The sequence below is a fragment of the Galbitalea soli genome (assembly GCF_010686725.1).
GTDB lineage: Bacteria > Actinomycetota > Actinomycetes > Actinomycetales > Microbacteriaceae > Galbitalea > Galbitalea soli.
The window spans coordinates 254,986-274,175 of record NZ_JAAGWZ010000003.1 but is presented as its reverse complement, the minus strand read 5'-3'; the positions used below and the strand labels follow the sequence as shown (position 1 = coordinate 274,175).

Below are 19,190 nucleotides of genomic sequence, written 5' to 3'. Positions count from 1 at the left end.
CTAGGCGGTCGCGATGCCCGGAGACTTGCGGGGACGCGGGGTGCGCTTCGGCTTGCTCGGGGTGTCGGACTGCACGCCGCCGTCGACGACGCCCGCGTCGATCGGAGCCTTCGAGGGCACCAGCACGGGCGGCAGGTCGGAGAGCGGTCGCTTGGTGCTCGACAGCCACTGCGGCCGCTCGGGCAGCTTCTTCACGTCCTTGAAGATCTCGGCGAGCTGGTCGTGGTCGAGCGTCTCCTTCTCGAGCAGCTCGGTCGCGAGCTTGTCGAGTGTCTCGCGGTTGTCGTTGATGACCTCCCACGCCTCCGTGTGCGCCTGCTCGATGAGCAACCGCACCTCGGCGTCGACCGTCTCGGCGATGTTCTCGGAGTAGTCGCGGGCGGCACCCATCTCGCGGCCCATGAACGGCTCGCTGTTGCCCGAGCCGAGCTTGACCGAGCCGACCTTCGCGCTCATACCGTACTCGGTCACCATGCGGCGAGCGATCGACGTGGCCTTCTCGATGTCGTTCGAGGCGCCGGTGGTGGGGTCGTGGAACACGATCTCCTCAGCGACGCGGCCACCCATGGCGTAGGCGAGCTGGTCGAGGAGCTCATTGCGCGTGACGGAGTACTTGTCTTCGATCGGGAGCACCATCGTGTAGCCCAGCGCGCGGCCGCGCGGCAGGATGGTGACCTTGGTGACCGGGTCGGTGTGACGCATCGCCGCGGCGGCGAGGGCGTGGCCGCCCTCGTGGTACGCCGTGATGAGCTTCTCCTTGTCGGCCATGATGCGCGAGCGGCGCTGCGGGCCCGCCATCACGCGGTCGACGGCCTCGTCGAGGGCACGGTTGTCGATGAGCTGCGCGTTCGAGCGGGCGGTGAGAAGCGCGGCCTCGTTGAGCACGTTCGCCAGATCGGCACCGGTGAAGCCGGGGGTCTTGCGCGCGAGCACCTCGAGGTTGACGCCGGCGGCGAGGGGCTTGCCGCGACCGTGCACCTCGAGGATGCGCTGCCGGCCCTTCAGGTCGGGCGCGTCCACGCCTATCTGGCGGTCGAAGCGGCCCGGGCGCAGCAGCGCTGGGTCGAGCACGTCGGGGCGGTTGGTCGCGGCGATCAGGATGACGTTCGTCTTGACGTCGAAGCCGTCCATCTCGACGAGCAGCTGGTTGAGCGTCTGCTCGCGCTCGTCGTTGCCGCCGCCGATGCCGGCGCCACGGTGACGGCCGACCGCGTCGATCTCGTCGACGAAAATGATGGCCGGCGAGTTCTCCTTCGCCTGCGTGAATAGGTCGCGCACACGGCTCGCGCCGACGCCGACGAACATCTCCACGAAGTCCGAACCCGAGATGGAGTAGAACGGAACGCCCGCCTCACCCGCGACGGCGCGCGCGAGCAGGGTCTTGCCCGTTCCGGGAGGGCCGTACAGGAGCACGCCCTTCGGGATGCGGGCACCGACGGCCTGGAATCGGGCCGGGTCTTTGAGGAAGTCCTTGATCTCTTCGAGCTCTTCGATGGCCTCGTCGGCACCGGCCACGTCGGCGAAGGTGACCTTGGCCGCATCCTTGCCGATCAGTCGCGCCTTCGACTTGCCGAACTGCATGACGCGGTTGCCGCCGCCCTGCATGCGCATGAACAGGAAGTAGAAGAGGCCGCCCACGATGAGGAAGGGCACGATGATGCCCAGTGTGGAGCTGAGGAAGTTGGCCTGGGGCACCTCGTCGTTGAACTTCGCGCCGGAGGCGTCGACCGCGGCGACCACGTCGGCCTCGCGGGCGGTCACGTAGTTGAACTGCACCTGGGTGCCGAAGTTGCCGTCGGGCTGCGAAAGGGTGAGCGCGACGCGCTGGTCACCGCCGGAGATCTTCGCCGTCTCGACCGTGTTGCCCTTGAGAAGCTGGAGCCCCTGCTCGGTCGTGATGTCGCGGAAGCCGTTCACCTGGAAGATCGAGATGCCGATCCAGACGGCGATGACGGCCAGAACCACCCAGGTGAGCGGACCGCGGAACAGACGTTTGAAATCCATGATGTGCCGGGCCGAGAGAAGCCCTTCACCTTTCTAAAGAGACGTGCCTAAAGGGTACCGGTCTGCTGCTTGGCGGCCGCTGGATGTTTGCCGAGGGCGTAATACGAGTCCCCGGTGAGCACGCGCTACTGGTAGACGTGGGGCGACAGGACGCCCACACCGCGCAGGTTGCGGTAGGTCTCGGCGTAGTCGAGGCCGTAGCCCACGACGAACGCGTTCGGGATGTCGAAGCCGAGGTAGCGCACATCCACATCGACCTTCACGGCGTCGGGTTTGCGCAGCAGGGCGCAGATCTCCACGGAGGCCGCCCCGCGGGTGGCCAGGTTGGCCTTCAGCCACGACAGGGTGAGGCCGGAGTCGATGATGTCCTCCACGATGAGCACGCGGCGACCCTGCACGTCGGTGTCGAGGTCTTTGAGGATCCGCACGACGCCGCTCGACTGCGTGCCGGCGCCGTAGGAGGAGACGGCCATCCAGTCCATGTCGAGGTGGATCTTCAGCTCGCGCGCCAGGTCGGCCATCACCATGACGGCGCCCTTGAGCACGCCCACGAGCAGCGGCCGGTCACCGGCGTAGTCCGCCTCGATCCGGCGGGCCAGCTCCGCCAGCTTGTCGGCGATCTGCTGCTCGGTGAACAGCACCTCGCTCAGGTCGGCGGAGACGTCGCTGAGTTCCATGGCACCTATCCGTTCGCGCTGAAGATGAGCAGGCCCGCTCGCCGTTCAACCCTAACGCCCGGCAGATCGAGGGGCCCCTGACCGTGCCAGTCGGTCACCAGGCGGGCGACCTCGAGCGTCTGCGCGCGCGACAGCGAGACATGGAACTCGCTCGACACCGCCAGCCGGATGAGCCGCTGCCGCAGCGCCGCCGGGTTGCTCGCGAGCGCCGCCACCGGCAGCGAGATGCCGCCCTCGGCCACGTCGGCGAGCTCCTCGGCCACCTCCGCCGCGAACAGGTCGAGGGCCTCCGAATCCTCGCGCAACTGGTCGGCGGTGCGGGCGAGCGCCTCGGCGACCCCCGGACCGAGCTCGCGCTCCAGCACGGGCAGCACCGTGCCGCGAACGCGGACGCGGGTGAACGCGGGGTCGAGATTCTGCGGGTCGAGCCAGGGCGTGAGGCCGGAATCGCGGCAGAAGGCCTCGGTCGAGGAGCGGCGGAGGCGCAACAGGGGGCGGGCGAAGCCGGGGGGACGGTTATCCATGCCGCTGAGGCTCGCTGCCCCGCTGCCGCGCGCGAGGCCCAGCAGCACCGTCTCGGCCTGGTCGTCGAGGGTGTGACCGAGCAGGATGACCACCGCCCCGGTCTCGGCGAGGGCCGCCGCGAGCGCCTCGTACCGCGCGCTGCGCGCCGCCGCCTCGGGGCCGCCCTCCGTTCCGACGGTCACCCGGCGCACGATCACGGGGTCGAGACCGAGCCCGCGCGCCTGTGCCGCGGCCGAGTCCGCCACCGCGGCGCTGCCCGATTGCAGGCCGTGGTCGACGATCACCGCGCCGGCCCGGAGGCCCGCCCGGGGCGCTTCGAAGGCGGTCGCCGCGGCGAGCGCGAGGGAGTCGGGTCCGCCGCTGAGGGCGACGAGCACGAGCGGGGCCGACGAGTCGGGGGAGACCGAGGCGTCGAGCAGGACCGCGGGGTCGGAGGAAGCCGGCGCATCGAGTGGGGCCGCTGCGCGGTCGGACGAAGCGAACTCGGCGAGGGCCGCACGGGTGGCCCGGCGCACGTCCGCGATCGCCGGGGTGAGACGAGGTCGGCGCTCGGAGTCCATCCAGTAACGTTATTGCAGCAATCCCCGAACCCATTGAGGAGCAGTCATGGCCGCCTACGACGCCGTAATCGAGATCCCGCGCGGGAGTCACAACAAGTACGAGGTCGACCACGAGACCGGCCGCGTCTACCTCGACCGCGTGCTCTTCACCGCGTTCAGCTACCCCACCGACTACGGCTACTTCGAGAACACGCTCGGCCTCGACGGCGACCCCGTCGACGTGCTCGTGCTGCTCGAGTACCCGCTGTTCCCGGGTGTGGGCGTCTCGGTGCGCCCGGTCGGCGTGTTCAACATGACCGATGACGGCGGCTCCGACGCGAAGGTGATCGCGGTTCCCGCGAAGGACCCGCGCTGGGCGCACATCCAGGACGTCGACGACATCCCGGAGTTCCAGCGCAAGGAGATCGAGCACTTCTTCGAGCACTACAAAGACCTCGAGCCCGGCAAGTGGGTCAAGACCGAGGGCTGGGGTTCGGCCGCCGAGGCGGAGCAGATCGTGCTCGACGGCATCGCCAAGCTGGCGGCCGAGGGCCACTAGGCGTCAGCCGGTCGGTCGTCCGCGAGTCGACTCGGCCTCCCGCGGGTGCCGCAGCAGCGCGCCCGGTCAGCCGGTCGGTCAGCCGGTCGGTCGTCCGGCGTAGGGCACGAGGTCGCCGTAGCGCACCGCACGGATGCGCACGGTCGCGCCCGGGTACGGCGCCTCGATCATCTCGCCGTTGCCGATGTAGAGGGTGACGTGGTACTTGCTGCCCCAGGTCGTGCCCCCGTCGGAGTACCACAGCAGGTCGCCCGCCTGACGCTGGCTGAGCGGGATCAGCCGACCCTCCGACTTCATGGTGTTGTACTGGTCGGTCGCCGAGTGCGTGCCGATGTACACACCGACGGATGCGTAGGCCGCCTTGGTGAGACCCGAGCAGTCCCAGACGTTGGGGCCCATTCCGCCGAGTACGTAGGGTTCGCCCAGCTGGGCTTCCGCGAACGCAATCGCCCCGCCCACCGCGGAGACGTCGGGCGGGCCGGGCGGGTTCGAGCTGCCGCCACCGGAGCCGCCGTCGCCCGAGCCCGCGCCGCCACCGCCATTGTTCGAGGGCGGGTCGGGCGGGGGCGTCTTCTGCTCCTCCTGCTTGCGCTCCCACGCGACGCCCGCGTAGTACGCGGCCTGCACCTTCGCGGAGGTGCCCTTCAGCAGTGCGAGTTGCGCTGTCATGGTCGCCTGCTGCTTGTTCTGATACGCGACCTTCGCCTGGGCGGCCTGCGCGGCGGCCTTGGCGGTGGCGAGTGCGGCGGCGGCGGCGCGGGACTTCGTGGCACGGGCATCCTCGGCGACCCTCGCCTGCGCGGTGAGCGCCTTGGCGGCGTTCGCGTCGACGGCGGCCTGCTCGTAGATGGCGGCGGTCTGCTCGGTCAGCTTGTTCGCGGTGCCGAGGGTGCCGAGCAGATCACGCGGGTCGCCCCCGCCGAACAGGAGCGAGAGGGTGAGGTCTCCCCCGCTGTTTCGGGCCAGGTAGGCGGCCAACTGGCCCGCCACCTGACTGGAGGCCTTCGATTTGGCGGATGCGGCATCCGCCTGTGCCTTCAGGGTGTCGGCCTTCTGGCTGGCCGCGTTGTACGCGTTCAGGGCGACCAGGTACGCCTCACCCAGTTGCAGGGCCGTCTTGCCGGCCGCGTCGGACTGCTGCTGCAGGGTGCCGATGAGGGCGGTGAGGGTCTTGATCTCGGCCTGCTTGGCTTTCACGTTGTGCTTGGCGCGCTGCACGTCGGCCCACGACGGGAAGGTGGGTGCGGCGAGTGCGGGGCCCGTCAGGCCGACGGAGACCGCGATGGTTCCGACGACGATCAGGGCAAGGAGCCCGAGCGGGCGCTTGCCTGGTGTCATCAGTCGTCTGCCTCGCTATCCAAGGCTGATCCCGTGGGCGCGCATGAAGGGAACGGAGTTGATGGCGACGCCGTTGATGCGCACCTCGTAGTGGAGGTGGCAGCCGGTTGCGGCGCCGGTCATCCCGACCCGGGCGATCTGTTCGCCGACGGCCACCTGTTCGCCGACGTGAACGAGGATGCCGCCGTTCACGATGTGCGCGTAGCCGGTGTTGATGCCGCTGCCGTTGTCGAGCAGTACGAAGTTGCCGTAGGTGCCGTACCAGCCCGCGTAGATGACGGTGCCGGAGTGCGCCGCGTAGATCGGGATTCCGCAGCCGCCCGCGATGTCGGTGCCGCTGTGGAAAGGCAGCACGCCGGGGATGGGGGCGATGCGCCAGCCGAAGCCGGAGGTGATGACGCCCGCGGCGGGGCGCGTCCAGCCGCTCGGGCTGACGTAGCCGACACTGACCGCCGCGCCGCCGTTGGCCCTCGCGGCCTTGAGCCGGGCCTCGACGCCCTTGCGGTACCCGGCCTCGGTGAGCTTGAGCTTGGTGGTGATGGCGGCGAGCTGGGCGACCAGTTCGTCGCGGTGCGCCTGCGAGGCATCGAAGGCCGCCTGTGCCTTCGCCGCCGCCGCCTGGGCCGCCGCGAACGCGGTCTGGGCCTGAGCCTTGAGCGCCTTGCGCAGATCGGCGGCGACCTTCGCCTGGTCGCTCAGCGACTGCGCCGTGTTCTTGTCCTGCACGGCCTTCTGGTAGATCTCATTGGTGAGCTCGGAGACCTTGCCCGCGGTGCCGATGTTGGCGAGGATCTGGCTCGCGTCTTCACCGTTGAGGAAGAGGTTCATGGAGAAGTCGGGCCCGGCACCCTGACGCGCGAGCTGGGCGGCCAACTGGCCCGCCTGCATCTCAGAGCGCTGCGCGGTGATCTTCGCCTTGTCGGCCTGCTTCTGCAGCACGCTCGCGCGGTCGGCCGCCTCGAAGTACTTCGTCTCGGCGACCTGGAAGGCATCGCCCTTCGCCTGCGCGTCGGCCTGGGTCGACTTCACCTGCGCGTCGAGGGCGCCGATGAGGGCGTTGATCTGCTTGATGGCCTTGGCCGTCTTCGCCTTGTTGTGGCGGGCGGCGAGCACGTCATGCCACGAGGGGTAGCTGGTCGCGTAGGCCGCCGACGCGTCGATGCCGACGATGCCCGCCGTGGCGAGCACACCGACCACGCTCAGGATCGCGACGAGACGCCGACTGCGCGTCGTCAGCCGCCGAATGCCTACCGCCCCCGCGGTTCGCTTCGTGAACATTCTTCCCCGAATCGTGTTGTGGCTGCCCTCGTGATCACGCCAGTAACACTGTTAACACTCGTAACAGTAACAACATGAGCGCTTTTTGCCCAGTGGATGCCCGTACCGACGCTCACCGACCGAAGGCGGTCAAGCTTCAATGACTGCTTGAACCTACCCGCGCGGCGCCCAGAAGCCCGGTACATACGCGCCTTTTGGCCCGCATCCTCAGGGTTTGGTATTTGCGCGGGCGCACCCGTATGCTTGTCCCTCGGTTGCTATGACGTTCTGAAACATCATGGCCCCATCGTTTAGTGGCCTAGGACGGCGCCCTTTCACGGCGTTAACACGGGTTCGAATCCCGTTGGGGTCACCAAACAACAAGAATTGAATAGCTTGGCCCTGTAGCGCAGTTGGTTAGCGCGCCGCCCTGTCACGGCGGAGGTCGCCGGTTCAAGTCCGGTCAGGGTCGCTGATGGAAAGCCTCTTCGCAAGGAGGGGCTTTTCGTCTTAGGGGAGCACGCTTCCCGAACGGCTCTGTAGCTCAGTTGGTAGAGCGCACGACTGAAAATCGTGAGGTCACGGGATCGACGCCCGTCGGAGCCACCGCAGTTAGTTACGCTGAAATGGACGTCTTCACGATCACCCGGCTTCAAGTGATGTCAATTCCCTTTTTCAAGCCATCTGGCCGCAGCAAATGTGTGTCTGCATGAGCTCAAGCCACTCGATAAAGCGCAGATCTAGTAGCGAGATAAGGCCACTGCGAAGGCAAGGATCTGCTCTTCGATCGCCGTTAAGCCAGCAACCGGCAGTGGCGTCTGAGACATGTAGCTGGGTGGCGAACTAGTCAAAAGGAAATTGTGCTTCAAGGGTTACCCGTCATCCTGGTCCCGCACCTGCATAGCTAACGATTGGCCGATCTCCCCGCTGATGTGACCAGGAAGCGTGTTCGATCGTGACCCCACATCAGGTCAGGGTCATCCAACAGCTTGGCTCGCGATCACTCTCCTTCCCGCGCATCATGGAGCACGCGGGTGCGAATACGTGTACGTGACGTTGGCCCGATTGGCTCTTTGGTGGAGAGTTTTGCTCCGCTAGGTTTGGCGCTCCTGGCCGCTTCTGCCTTCAAGCGCTGTTCGCATGGGGCACACTGACAAGCACCCTGTCTATAGGACGGCGTGTAGTGCACACATCCATGTGTCACACCACTCTCGGTGTGAAATGCCGGCCACATCAGGTCGAACGCGGTCGAATCATTGGCGGGAGCGTTGTAGCGGCGGAAAATTGCGTACGACACCAAGTCGGCCACCTGCAGGAGTCGAGTCGCCCGAGAGTCCGCGAAGAGGGGCACGTCGGCTAAGTTGCGCAACTGACCGATTCGCTCGGCGGTCGCACGCCAAGCGGTTACCCAACTTTGAATGTCTCGCTCCGCAACTACTCTTCGGTCGTGAATAACCAATCCTCGGTTCGGAAGTTTGCGACGCCTGAGAGTCTTGAGCATGACATCAAACTTGCCAAGCAGCACTTCGTAGGCGAATCGCTCGCGTTCCTGTTCACTCCAAGCAGAGTGAAAAGCCTTCTCGACGGCGACACCGAACAGAACAATCGGCAACTTCGGGTTAGTCGGCGCGAAATTCACCACCAATTTGTACGCGTCGGCGAGAAGGGCTAACCGGAGAGGCCGATCGACGTTTGCCCAGATGCTCGCGCGCCCGGTTCTAGTCTCGTCGGGCTTCTTCGCGTTTCGCATCTCTGAGGCGTGGAGCTCGTACTCCTCCAGGTTAACCGGCACTCGCGATAGATGCCGAACGACCAAGTCGTCCAAGGCCTTCTGCATAAGCGCCGCGTCGTCCTCGTGAATGGCCATTGCGCCCAGAACGAAGGGATGAGGACCGCCATGGGTTCCCGATTCGTCTACAAACAAAAGGCAAATTCCACACCTCATATCTCTCGGACAAACAAAACGAGGCCCGGCACAGATGCCAGACCTCGTTTCTCAGCCGAGCGAGCGATGTGGGCACCGCGTTGGCAGTCCCACCCTGCAAGTCGGAACCGCGTTGGCAGTCCTCTCGGCCAAAATAAAGTTATCTCGGCCACGCGGAGTCGTCAAGATGGCCAATTGCCCCACTTTCGACAACGGGTCTCGGGCGACGCGGGCCAAATCGGTCGAGTTAATGTCGATCGCCCTCATCGATACTGCACTGGTGGCCATCGGCGAAACCAGGTATTCAAGAGACTGAGAAACTGGCCTTCCTCATTTCTCTGGGAAAATTGAGGAACATCGCCGACCTCATCAGGAGCCTTCGACGCCATCAAGGAGCTGAACTTTTCTCCTCAGGGATCGGACGCATCTCCGTAGTTGGTTGGCCGGGCCGAGATCGCCTCGAGTTCCCCAAAGCCGACCCGCGTTCCACGGGCGCCTCCCGAATCGATGAAAATCGCCGGGGAGCACCCCACGACAATCGCGTTGAAGAATTGCCCCGCTAGCCGCGCATTGATAATGCTGACATCAACGTCGGACGACGATTATGTAGGCTGTGGGATCGCCTGTTTATCGATCCATAATTACGAGGTGCCCTTGGTCAAGGTCCTTCTGGGTAGCCTCGCTGCCGGCTAGCGCAGCCCGAGGACACCGCGACAAGCAAGACGGTGACGAGCGTGGCGCGGATGCGCAACGATAGCTGTCCAACTTCGATGATTCTTGCTAGGTCAGTACATTTTTGTCGCGGCCCGCTCTTGGAAGCCGCGCCGAATTGAGATTCAAACCCGCCTTTCGGCGGACAACCGAAACGCACACCGCAGGTCGAAAGATGCAGCTCGCGCTGGATCGAAGAAAAGTGGTTTGCAGAGCCCGCTTGGAACGAAAGGATTCTTGCTTGGTCCTCAAGCGGGCGGCAAACAACTGTGCGATGAAGGTCAAACCCAACGAGTCGCCGCATTTGGGTAAGAATCATGTTCGCAATTCAAGTCAGTTGTTGGTCCATGAAATGTGTGAACGCCTCGGTATTAGCGTAGTAGTTCGGATATGCCGCCTGAAGTTGACCGACTTTGCTAATACCCACCAGCACGACATCCAGGTTTTCATCGTTGAGGGCTTCGAGCCCTGCGAGGCGCTTTTCCGCGTCTGCCAACGTTTCATGGACCGTCACGCTGAGCTGTTGCTCTTTCCGTCGAAGCTCAAGAGTGAGCGTGCTGCGACGGTCACTCTTTGCGTGCTCACCGACGATCGCGGCATATCCGCGCAGGCGACTCACGATGCCGTGCTTCTTCTCGAGGCGACCTAGCTCCCGTTGCAGGTCGCCCTGGGTGCCGTCCGCACCCGGCACGGGCGTTGTGCCCTCGGCGTGCGCCATGAGCGATCCCGCGACCGCGAAGTAGCGCTGCAAATCGGGATCCGCTTTGCTGTACTTCAATTCGCTTCCGGAGAACAGGTCCATCGTTTCGACCGCTGTCGCCCACGCATGCTGAAGTTCTGTGCGAACCTGCACCTCCACTTTCAGCCCGTGATATTCAGTCTGTGACGCACGGTATTCATAGACAAGGTGAATACCGCGGTAACCGGTCGACTTGGGGCCGGGACTGTCTCGCATGTAGTCGTACTTGCGCACAATGGTGTTCTGTGCGCGGGTAGCACTGGCGAGTGACCCGACGAGGCTCTCCACCTCGCCCACAGTCGGCAGGATGACCCGACTGCCGCCCAAGTCCTGCATCGTAGTCACGTTCATCTTTGGGTAGCGTTCAAGCTTGTCGACGATTGTGGGCAGCCGCTTCAGTCGTTGTGCGACGATAGCATTTGGGTTCACCTGCAGGGCCCGCTGCCGAACGTGCATGGTCACTCCAATCAATGGATACCCGTGCGAACTCCGGAAATTTGACACGACTTCTTTTGCCGCATCGACCTCTGCTTGACTCGCGCGTGTATTCCCGATCGTCTCTCCCGCACGTTTGACTGTGGTCTTGGAGTGCAGCGGTTTGATCCGACTCGACATGGGTCGATACTACTCCGAGGTCCCTTCATGTTCGGGCCAGACACCTGCGAGCTCGATAGATTCCGCAACCGGACATTGAACCCATCGCAGCGAGCATTATCGTGTCGCTAGTCACCTCGACCTGCTTCGCGTTAGCGGATTGTCGCCTGACGCCGACCGCCTCGGTTCATGCCTCTCGCGATCACGGCGCCGTGCGATATCGATGTAGGTGGAAAAGTCGATGGTCGCACACCTGGCGCTCTTGAGCGCTCACCGCAAACTTCTGATGTAACACCCCTCTTTCTCGCACGGCGCACCAGCGCTAGCAAGTCTGCACTCAAATGGGGACCTCAGTCAGTCCCGCTTTCCACTTCGCTTGCGAGTCAGAGCATCGTGCGGAACGCACCACATTCACTTGGTTGGGGCATTGAGGGGCCGACCGGCGCCGTCAGCGCCGCTCTGGTCACCAGGCGATCGCGACGACCCTGTCACTCATAAGGTGTGCACCCACATCGCCCGCGGATTCCGCCAGGGCCGCCGGCCAGTCCTGAGCTTGACCAGCCCGACAGGGGCCGAGACCCATCACACATTCCCGCTGGTTGAGATTGAGGCCTTGTCGCAGATGTGCGCCCGACTCGTGCACCGAGCATGTCAAGTTCGAGCCGACAAGTTTCGAGGGCGCGATCTCCAAGCATCTGGAGTGGCGCGGTTCCGCACTCGACGGGCAAAGCGAACTAACAGGTGACTGGCAAAGGTTCAGTTGCATTGACTCATCCGAGTTGTGATTGGTGCGCCTGGTAGGGACGAATCGGCATCATTCCAGCTCGCTCCGCTCGGTGAATGGCACGACCGAATATGGAGAGGTCACGGGATCGACGCCCGTCGGATCCATCCCAGTTAGTGCTGGTCAGCTCATGCTTCCAAAGCGCTATCAGCGTGCGCCCGGCGTGATTCGCCCAAATTTGCCCACGGATCACCCTCTATTGCCGGCTTGTCCCGTGGGCTGCGGCCCGAATTACGCCGGTATCCGTCGGGTCTCACCCGACTGCGGGTCGTGACGTCACATTCAGGATTCAAGGGTTGACTGAATTCACTGTGGTACTTGACTCGCACGGGTTTGGCCCGTCATCGTTTTGCCGGTGCCGGTTCGTCCCAGGATGCTGCCTACGTGACTAACCGGACTCCACCCGCCGTGAGAATGCGGTCAACATGAGATTGAGTCTGCGCGTTGCATTGGTGCGCTCCTCGAAGCGCGGCTTCCAGCCACGCAGGGCCCTTCCGAATCGTCACCTCGGGTGCTAGGCGCTCCAACTCTCCTTCCCGCACCATAACAACGCCAAGTTCATCCAGCTTTTCGACGAGCGCCTTTGCAGCCGGCCCAGCGTCGCCCTTGAATGCGGCCATGCCAAAGTACTTCACATCGTCCCAAGGGGCGGCAACCCGAAGGTGTGCGCGGACGGACTCCTTGTGCGCGGCAGAGTAGGCCTCGTCAAGGTGATTTCCAAGCGCAGCGTTAATCGCGTCAACAACGTGGCGTACCCGCGCCGCCTCCCTCCGTGCGCTCACATCACGAGTCGCGGTTCGCCACATTGCCGAGAGCTCTGGGGCCCACTCGTGCCCGAGGCTTTCAACAAGAACTTTCAATTTGTTCTCATCGCTCAGCATGTCAAGGTCGGGCGCAGCGACGATCGGGACTTTGGCAGCGTTCAAGGCTCGAGCCGACTTTGCCATTCCGTCTTTACCCGAGGTCGGCACAAAGAGAATTTCGTTCTTGGGAACAGTCCAACGCGGGCGGTCCTCGCAGTCGAGCGCTGCCGCCAAATATGCGCAATCGCCCTCCCCCTCAGCGAGGACTACGAGACGATGAAAAAGCCCGTCGAGCAGGTTGGTGTACTTGAGAACGGGGTCGCGCCAGAGCACGTTGAGAGCTTCGGCTTTCAGCTGGTTCGCGCTAGGGGGTCCATCATCGCGAGTGAGCCGAACTATTGAAACAGCAACCCCAGAGTCGAGCAGTCCCGTTAGCAAGCTCCGATCGTGCGTCGCGACTACCACCTGAACGCCTCGCTCCACCGCAAGGCGGCCCAGCTCGGCCCCGAGGGCGTGAGCTTGCGGCGGGTGAAGAAACGCTTCGGGTTCATCAATGACGACGAGAGGGAAGCCTCCCGAGAGCACAGGAAGTAGCTGTCCCACGAGACTTCGCATCCCATCACCCTGGTCGTCAAGCGGTGGGAGAGCGGCCATCGCCTCTCGGTACTCATCGCTGATGTCGTCGATCTTGGGTGTGGGCAGGTCTACTTTTCCGACTCGAAGCCGAATGGTCCGGGCGAGGGTGTCAAGGGTCAAATGACGGCCGAAGATTTCATGGGAGATGCGGCTCAGGCGGTCCAGCAGCGATTTTGAATCCTGTAACGCATGCACTGGGTGAGTCGCGGGATCGGTGACAGACTCGCGGAGTTCCGCAGCACCACCAATGCCGAAGCGACCCTGCGCATTGCCATAGAAGCATACGAACGGAGCGATCGATCCGATTCCAGGGGAGGAATGATTCACCCAGTGGTTCGCCATTTGCACCGGATGCTCTCGGTTGGTCATAGCGCGTTGAAATCCGGCATTCTGCGGATCCGGCACGAACCTCGAGTTCTGACCGATCCAATCCATAAGGTCGGCCGGCGTGCCTCCGCGAACGAATGCCACGGAATCTATCGACACATTGTCAGGCATCGGCATCCCGAGCCTATGGGAGGTAGTGTTTACCAGCTCGCGCAGGAGGGTCGACTTCCCGACGTTGTTGCCGCCAACTATCGCGGTCACGCTATTGGGCTCCAGTGTGAATGTGTCTCCTGACTGCAGAGCAATCGAACCGACGGAAAAGGAGAAGTTCGCGGCATCTCCGTCATGGATCGGACTGTCGGGAAACATACGGCGCAGGCGGTCTTTCCAATTAGCGTTCATTCGTTCGCCTCTCATGCAGTTCATGGTTGCAGACACATACAACGGAGCTGAGCTCATGTTACTTTTCAACCCCGTCAGAACGGCGCATCTAGAGGCGTGACCGAGCATGCGCTGGACCGCCTTCACGTTCGCACCAGAAGCAACAGCGAGCGACGCCGCGGTGTGCCTGAGGTCGTGAATCGTGATCTGCGGGAGCGTCGGGTCAGCCTCTCGACAGCGCGCCAGGGACGGACTGAACACCCGGCTTCCGAAGTTGCCCGCGTGAACCACTCCCCCGTCTGCGCCTCGACACCGAGTTGCGGGAGATGGTGAATCAGGTCCCCGGCCGTGGTGCAATGAGAGCGTGGAGCTGCCCGCGAAGATCTGTGCGTCGTGCGGCAGGACCATGCGGTGGCGCCGGCAGTGGCAGGCGAACTGGGACGAGGTCAGGTACTGCTCGGAGGCCTGCCGCAGGCGGAAGGTCAGTCGCGCCGACGCCGAGCTCGAGTGGAGCATCCTCGACCTGCTCGGTTCCCGCGCCGCGAGCGCGACGATCTGCCCGTCGGATGCCGCCCGTTCGGTGGGCGATGACGATTGGGGAGATCTCATGGAGCCCGCACGCCGAGCGGCCCGCCGTCTCGTGGCCTCGGGAGACGTGGTCATCACCCAGAAGGGCAGGGTCGTCGACCCGTCGAGCGCGCGGGGGCCCATCCGCATCCGTCGGGCGCCCGGTCGATGACCGACCGCACGCGGTGGGTGTTCGCCGGGCAGCTCGGCTCGCAGTTCGACGATGGCGGCAGGATGCTCCTCATCGAGGCGAGGTCGGTGTTCGGTCGACGGCCGATGCACAGGGCGAAGGCGCACCTGCTGCTCTCGGCCCTCCGGCACCGCGCTCGCGATCTCGGCGACCGCGTCGAGTTCCACCAGGTGGAGAGGTACGCGGACGTCGTGGACGGGCGCGCCGAGCTCGAGGTGATCGATCCCCCGTCGTGGAGCGCACGGCGGTTCGTCGCACGTCGGGAGATCACCGTGCTGCCGAGCCGCGGGTTCGTGACGAGCGAGGAGCAGTTCGGGGCGTGGGCCGAGTCACGCGGCGGCCGGCGCCTGCTGCTGGAGGACTTCTACCGAGAGGTGCGGGTCAGGACGGGCATCCTGATGAACGGCCGCGATCCTGTCGGCGGCGCCTGGAACTACGATGCCGACAACCGGCGGTCGCCACCGAAGGGCGCGACGACGCTCGGCCACGTGCCGTGGTGGCCCGACGAAGACGACATCGATGCCCAGGTGCGGATCGATCTCGACCGGTGGCAGGCGGAGGGCTCCGTGCAGCTCGTCGGCGACGACGGCCCGAGACGCTTCGCCGTCACGGAGGAGGAGGCGCGACTCGCCCTCGACGACTTCCTCGACTACCGACTGCCCGACTTCGGCCCCTACGAAGACGCCATGCTGCAGGGCGACTGGACGATGGCCCACTCGCTGCTGAGCGTGCCCCTCAACCTCGGGCTGCTCGACCCGCGTGAGGTGGTCGAGGCAGCCGAGGCCCGGTACCGTGCGGGCGCGGCACCCCTCAACAGCGTCGAGGGCTTCGTGCGCCAGATCGCCGGATGGCGCGACTACGTGTGGCACCTCTACTGGCACCTCGGCGAGGAGTACCCGACTCGGAGCAACGCCCTCGCGGCGACCGCTCCCCTGCCCGAGGCCTTCACCACCCTCGACCCGCACGCGATAGTCGCGCGGTGCTTGAGCGAGACGATCGACGGGATGCGGCGGCACGGCTGGGCCCACCACATCCAACGTCTGATGGTCCTCGGTAACTGGTCGCTGCAGCACGGCTACGACCCCGTCGCCCTCAACCAGTGGTTCATCGACATCTTCGTGGACGGCACACCCTGGGTGATGCCCGCCAACGTCATCGGCATGTCACAGCACGCTGACGGCGGCATCGTCGCGACCAAGCCGTACGCCTCGGGCGGCGCCTACATCTCGACCATGTCCGACTACTGCGGCAGCTGCCGCTTCAACCCCAAGGTGCGACTGGGTGAGAACGCGTGCCCGTTCACCGCGGGCTACTGGGCGTTCCTCGACCGCAATGAGTCACGGCTGAGCGGCAACGCGCGCATGGCGCAACCCCTCGCGGGGCTGCGACGGCTCTCGGACCGCGAGGCCGTCGTCGACCAGGAGCGTCAGCGCGAGGTCTGGTGAACCCCAGGGAGTCCGTTGGGGAAGTGTCGCCGAGACGTAAGCCGAAGCCCTCACACCTCGGATGTGGACGAACTCGTTTCACTCTCGTAATTTGGCGTTCAGCTGACCTCCGGCGTTCGCGCAGGATCTGCGAAGCGGCATCGCCACCCGCATCCTCGGCGACTCCATCATCCTTCCGACCCGCATCAAGCTGGATGCGCCCAAGATCAAGCCGGCAAGCGCGACGATGAACTTCTGGACTGATTGGAGCGAGAAGGAAGTCCCGGCCGAATCGATCATCGCTGCGGTAGAGGCAATGCGGCGGCAGTCGCGCGCGTAGAGCACCCTGCGCAGGGCCGCCGATAGCTTGCACCAGTCGCCGATACTCCCTCAAGGTACGAGCAGATTGGCGATGCCGTTCACGGCTCCACCTGCGCCTGCACGACGAAGCGCAACAAGAGTCGACTCGTCCGTTGCGCCGGGGAGCCTCGACACCGCGAGCCGGTGGGCGGCGAGCATCCCGTCCGGGAACTCGGTGAGTAGGAGCGTCAGCAGAGCATCCGCCGACATGAGCCGGATGCCGACCACTTCCATCGCGTCGGCCGGATAATCCTTGAGATTGTCGGTGCAGAGCACATCTGCACCGATGGCGACTGCGGCGGCGAGCACATGCCGATCGTCCTCGTCGGGCAATGGGAGGTCAGCTACGGCAGCCTCGGCGCCACTGTCGGGCTCCACCTCGGCCGCGGGGAACGCGCCGTTCATCGCGGCGACCAACCGCGCTCCCGCCGCCGCGTCGAACCCGACAATGTTCTCCGCCAGGTGCTCGATCACTTCCGCGAGGATCTCCGCACTCCAGCGGATCTCCAGCAGGCCCTGCGTCGCCGCGTACAGCAGGTAGTCGCGCAGGACGCGGGAGTAAAGCACGTTCGCGTCTGCGAGGACGACGCGAATCGGAGCGCGCTCGTCGACCTCGGCGGAGGTCACTCGAACAGGCCCAGCTCGTTCTGCAGCCGGGACAGCTCCTCCATGCCCTTCGTCATCTGCTCCCGCTCCCATGCCCGGAAAGCCTCGATGGACTCCATCGGGATGCGGTGGTGCGCGCCGACCATGCGGAAGCCCAGCTTGCCCTCGTCCATGAACTTGCGGACTTGAGGGCGCGAGACACCGAGCAGCGCCGCGGCCTCGGCGGGAGTGACCTCGGCGCGGCCGTGCGTGACGACGACACGCTGGCCGCGCGAACGCGCATCCACAATGCGGGCCAGCCACTCCGCGGTCTCTCGCGAGACGCTGACCTTGACCTCGTCTCCCGCGCCGTCGAGGGCGCGGTGGAACGCATCCGCGTCACGGGTCAGGACCTCAGTCATGTCGCGCCTCCATCTGCTCCAAGTGCAATAACTGTAACAGATGAAAGCTGGTCCGGATAGGACAGCGGCAGCATGGCTCCCGCGGCAGCTTCCATCGATCCTGGACCATATCCGGGCCATTTCCGCCCGCTGAACCAGCTGCGAGCAACTTCGAGCACACAGGCAAATGCCTGGTCAGAAGCAGGCCGACTCCATAAGTAAAATGCGAAATCCCATCCGAAGTCACTGAAAATCATGAGGTCACTGGATCGACGCTCGTAGTAGCCGCCCGACCGTCGACGGACTAACCCGACTTCGCGCGACGCGCTGAGGCGACGATCGCCTGAATGTCGGCCTGCCATTCCGTCGGCCAGTCGAGGTCGGGCTTGTGGAGCCGGAGAGAGATCACGCCGTGAATGGATGCCCACAGACGAAAGGCGGCGGGCCTGGCGTCCGCCGCTGACAGCCCCGCGTCCGTGAGGAACGACTCCACGGCCCGGATGAGCCCCCATCGAGATTCGTCGTCGTGATCATCGATGCCCAGCTCATCCGCGCTTTCGAAGAGCAGTTGGTAGCCGCCGGGGTGCAGGAATCCCCACTCCGCGACCGCCTCCGCGAGAGCTCCCAACCCTCCTGCTGGCGTCGCGGCCAGCTTCTCTTGCACGTGGGCGGTGAGGGCCAGAAGTTGAGAGTCGATGACGGCTCTGATCAGGGCGCCCTGAGACGCGAAGTGAAGGTAGACGGCCGCGGGCGACACCCCGCATGCCCGCGCGACCGCGCGCAGCGAGGGCAACTCGATCCGCTGCGGCGAGAGGAGGAGCTCGCTCGCCGCCGCGACCAATTGGGTCCGCAGCAGATCGCCCTCCCCTCGGGGACTCGCTTTGCGCTTCGACACGGCACTCCATTGCACAAGTAGGTGAACGTGTGTAAATCTATATCAGTGAACACACGTTCACCCAAGGAGGAATGGTCCTATGTCCCTGCAGTACGCCGGCACCACCGCGCTGATCACCGGAGCCAGCTCCGGCCTCGGCGAAGAGTTCGCCCGTCAACTCGCCGCCAGAGGCGCGAACCTGGTTCTGGTGGCACGCCGAAAGGAGCGCCTCGAAGCGATCGCGGCCGAACTCCGCGAACAGCACGGCGTCTCGGTCGCTGTGCTCTCGGTCGACCTCGCGGCACCGCTGGCGGCCGCGGATCTCGCGTCGCGGATCACCGAACTCGGATTGACGATCGACACCCTGATCAACAACGCGGGCTTCGCCACCCGAAACCGGTTCGAGAACGAGGATCCCTCCAGAATCGGTCAGGAAGTCGGTCTCAATGTCGGCGCCCTGGTCGACATCACACGAGCCTTCTACCCCGGCTTGCTCGCCCGCGGCAGAGGTGCGCTCATCAACGTCGCCAGCACCGCCGCTTACCAGCCGGTGCCGCTGATGGCCGTCTACGGGGCCACCAAGGCGTTCGTCCTGAGCTTCACCGAAGCCCTCTGGTATGAGGCGAAGGGATCGGGACTCAAGGTGCTCGCGCTCTCTCCCGGAGCGACGAAAACAGAGTTCTTCACCGTCGCCGGCGAGGACGCCCGAGTCGGGTCCCTCCAGACCCCCAGCCAGGTCGTCGGCATAGCGCTGTCGACCCTCGACCGGCGCAACCCTCCGCCCAGCGTTGTCTGCGGTACCGGCAACGCCCTGACGGTCGGCATCACCAAGCTGGTCTCGCGTCGCGCTCTGGTCAGCATCACGGGATCCATCACGGGTCGACGGCCCGCGCACACCTGACAACGCGAGTGTCGGGCCGACCACGACATCGGGCGCGCCGGCGCTAAGGCAGCATCCTCAGGCGCCGGCCTCCTGACTCCGGGGGAGCTC

The 19,190-nt window shown here is 64.9% G+C and carries 15 protein-coding genes, 3 tRNA genes and 1 pseudogene; 7 read left to right on the top strand and 12 right to left on the bottom strand.

Going from position 1 to position 19,190, the window contains the following annotated elements:
• From ftsH to tilS, 3 genes are all read right to left on the bottom strand, one after another.
• Positions 1–2,004 (bottom strand): ATP-dependent zinc metalloprotease FtsH, encoded by a 2,004-nt coding sequence (ftsH, locus tag G3T37_RS11570; RefSeq protein ID WP_163474049.1) that lies wholly within the window; start codon positions 2,002–2,004, stop codon positions 1–3.
• Positions 2,005–2,129: 125 nt separating this feature from the next.
• Positions 2,130–2,681 (bottom strand): hypoxanthine phosphoribosyltransferase, encoded by a 552-nt coding sequence (hpt, locus tag G3T37_RS11565; RefSeq protein WP_163474048.1) that lies wholly within the window; start codon positions 2,679–2,681, stop codon positions 2,130–2,132.
• Between the two features lie 5 nt (positions 2,682–2,686).
• Complete coding sequence (gene tilS, locus G3T37_RS11560) at positions 2,687–3,766, bottom strand: tRNA lysidine(34) synthetase TilS (RefSeq protein ID WP_163474047.1); 1,080 nt, start codon at positions 3,764–3,766, stop codon at positions 2,687–2,689.
• A gap of 46 nt (positions 3,767–3,812) precedes the next feature.
• Between tilS and ppa the strand changes: the two genes are divergently transcribed.
• The gene (ppa, locus tag G3T37_RS11555) at positions 3,813–4,304 is read left to right on the top strand and encodes an inorganic diphosphatase (protein ID WP_163474046.1); all 492 of its coding nucleotides are present in this window, start codon (positions 3,813–3,815) and stop codon (positions 4,302–4,304) included.
• 78 nt (positions 4,305–4,382) lie between these two features.
• On the opposite strand, the gene G3T37_RS11550 is transcribed toward ppa, so the two are convergent.
• Both G3T37_RS11550 and G3T37_RS11545 read right to left on the bottom strand, forming a co-directional pair.
• Entirely contained in the window at positions 4,383–5,642 is a 1,260-nt protein-coding gene (locus tag G3T37_RS11550) for a C40 family peptidase (RefSeq protein WP_163474045.1), read from the bottom strand.
• A gap of 15 nt (positions 5,643–5,657) precedes the next feature.
• Positions 5,658–6,920, bottom strand: a complete 1,263-nt coding sequence (locus G3T37_RS11545; RefSeq protein WP_163474044.1) for a M23 family metallopeptidase — start codon at positions 6,918–6,920, stop codon at positions 5,658–5,660.
• Between the two features lie 279 nt (positions 6,921–7,199).
• Between G3T37_RS11545 and G3T37_RS11540 the strand changes: the two genes are divergently transcribed.
• The 3 genes from G3T37_RS11540 (at position 7,200) to G3T37_RS11530 (ending at position 7,505) form a co-directional block, all read left to right on the top strand.
• Positions 7,200–7,275, top strand: a tRNA-Glu gene (locus tag G3T37_RS11540).
• Positions 7,276–7,297: 22 nt separating this feature from the next.
• Positions 7,298–7,371, top strand: a tRNA-Asp gene (locus G3T37_RS11535).
• 61 nt (positions 7,372–7,432) lie between these two features.
• Positions 7,433–7,505 (top strand) — tRNA-Phe (locus G3T37_RS11530).
• A gap of 394 nt (positions 7,506–7,899) precedes the next feature.
• On the opposite strand, the gene G3T37_RS11525 is transcribed toward G3T37_RS11530, so the two are convergent.
• The 4 genes and pseudogenes from G3T37_RS11525 to G3T37_RS15440 form a co-directional block, all read right to left on the bottom strand.
• On the bottom strand, positions 7,900–8,844 hold the full coding sequence (locus G3T37_RS11525) for a DUF3800 domain-containing protein (protein ID WP_277814872.1): 945 nt from the start codon (positions 8,842–8,844) through the stop codon (positions 7,900–7,902).
• A gap of 1,018 nt (positions 8,845–9,862) precedes the next feature.
• The gene (locus G3T37_RS11520) at positions 9,863–10,888 is read right to left on the bottom strand and encodes a RelA/SpoT domain-containing protein (protein ID WP_163474042.1); all 1,026 of its coding nucleotides are present in this window, start codon (positions 10,886–10,888) and stop codon (positions 9,863–9,865) included.
• A 1,143-nt stretch (positions 10,889–12,031) separates the two neighbouring features.
• Positions 12,032–13,432, bottom strand: coding sequence for an ATP-dependent nuclease (locus G3T37_RS15410; RefSeq protein WP_241732413.1), 1,401 nt, complete (start codon positions 13,430–13,432; stop codon positions 12,032–12,034).
• 462 nt (positions 13,433–13,894) lie between these two features.
• Positions 13,895–14,074 (bottom strand): annotated as a pseudogene (locus tag G3T37_RS15440) (tyrosine-type recombinase/integrase); the annotation flags it as partial.
• An 88-nt stretch (positions 14,075–14,162) separates the two neighbouring features.
• On the opposite strand from G3T37_RS15440, the gene G3T37_RS11510 reads away from it, so the two are divergent.
• Complete coding sequence (locus tag G3T37_RS11510; RefSeq protein ID WP_338401245.1) at positions 14,163–14,537, top strand: DUF3253 domain-containing protein; 375 nt, start codon at positions 14,163–14,165, stop codon at positions 14,535–14,537.
• A complete protein-coding gene (locus G3T37_RS11505) occupies positions 14,534–16,000 on the top strand; it encodes a cryptochrome/photolyase family protein (protein ID WP_163474040.1) in 1,467 nt (488 codons plus the stop codon). The genes G3T37_RS11510 and G3T37_RS11505 overlap by 4 nt, the downstream gene beginning before the upstream one ends.
• Positions 16,001–16,369: 369 nt before the next feature.
• On the opposite strand, the gene G3T37_RS11500 is transcribed toward G3T37_RS11505, so the two are convergent.
• From G3T37_RS11500 to G3T37_RS11490, 3 genes are all read right to left on the bottom strand, one after another.
• Positions 16,370–16,966, bottom strand: coding sequence for a PIN domain-containing protein (locus tag G3T37_RS11500; protein ID WP_163474039.1), 597 nt, complete (start codon positions 16,964–16,966; stop codon positions 16,370–16,372).
• Positions 16,963–17,346, bottom strand: a complete 384-nt coding sequence (locus G3T37_RS11495) for a helix-turn-helix domain-containing protein (protein WP_163474038.1) — start codon at positions 17,344–17,346, stop codon at positions 16,963–16,965. The genes G3T37_RS11500 and G3T37_RS11495 overlap by 4 nt, the downstream gene beginning before the upstream one ends.
• A 283-nt stretch (positions 17,347–17,629) precedes the next feature.
• A complete protein-coding gene (locus G3T37_RS11490; RefSeq protein WP_163474037.1) occupies positions 17,630–18,220 on the bottom strand; it encodes a WHG domain-containing protein in 591 nt (196 codons plus the stop codon).
• A gap of 79 nt (positions 18,221–18,299) precedes the next feature.
• Between G3T37_RS11490 and G3T37_RS11485 the strand changes: the two genes are divergently transcribed.
• A complete protein-coding gene (locus tag G3T37_RS11485) occupies positions 18,300–19,100 on the top strand; it encodes an SDR family NAD(P)-dependent oxidoreductase (protein WP_163474036.1) in 801 nt (266 codons plus the stop codon).
• Positions 19,101–19,190 lie beyond the last annotated feature (90 nt).

What these genes read in the sequence shown, in the direction of transcription:
- ftsH (WP_163474049.1), bottom strand. Translation starts at nt 2,004, where the DNA reads ATGGATTTCAAACGTCTGTTCCGCGGTCCGCTCACCTGGGTGGTTCTG.
- hpt (WP_163474048.1), bottom strand. Translation starts at nt 2,681, where the DNA reads ATGGAACTCAGCGACGTCTCCGCCGACCTGAGCGAGGTGCTGTTCACC.
- tilS (WP_163474047.1), bottom strand. Translation starts at nt 3,766, where the DNA reads ATGGACTCCGAGCGCCGACCTCGTCTCACCCCGGCGATCGCGGACGTG.
- ppa (WP_163474046.1), top strand. Translation starts at nt 3,813, where the DNA reads ATGGCCGCCTACGACGCCGTAATCGAGATCCCGCGCGGGAGTCACAAC.
- G3T37_RS11550 (WP_163474045.1), bottom strand. Translation starts at nt 5,642, where the DNA reads ATGACACCAGGCAAGCGCCCGCTCGGGCTCCTTGCCCTGATCGTCGTC.
- G3T37_RS11545 (WP_163474044.1), bottom strand. Translation starts at nt 6,920, where the DNA reads ATGTTCACGAAGCGAACCGCGGGGGCGGTAGGCATTCGGCGGCTGACG.
- G3T37_RS11525 (WP_277814872.1), bottom strand. Translation starts at nt 8,844, where the DNA reads ATGAGGTGTGGAATTTGCCTTTTGTTTGTAGACGAATCGGGAACCCAT.
- G3T37_RS11520 (WP_163474042.1), bottom strand. Translation starts at nt 10,888, where the DNA reads ATGTCGAGTCGGATCAAACCGCTGCACTCCAAGACCACAGTCAAACGT.
- G3T37_RS15410 (WP_241732413.1), bottom strand. Translation starts at nt 13,432, where the DNA reads ATGGCGAACCACTGGGTGAATCATTCCTCCCCTGGAATCGGATCGATC.
- G3T37_RS11505 (WP_163474040.1), top strand. Translation starts at nt 14,534, where the DNA reads ATGACCGACCGCACGCGGTGGGTGTTCGCCGGGCAGCTCGGCTCGCAG.
- G3T37_RS11495 (WP_163474038.1), bottom strand. Translation starts at nt 17,346, where the DNA reads ATGACTGAGGTCCTGACCCGTGACGCGGATGCGTTCCACCGCGCCCTC.
- G3T37_RS11485 (WP_163474036.1), top strand. Translation starts at nt 18,300, where the DNA reads ATGTCCCTGCAGTACGCCGGCACCACCGCGCTGATCACCGGAGCCAGC.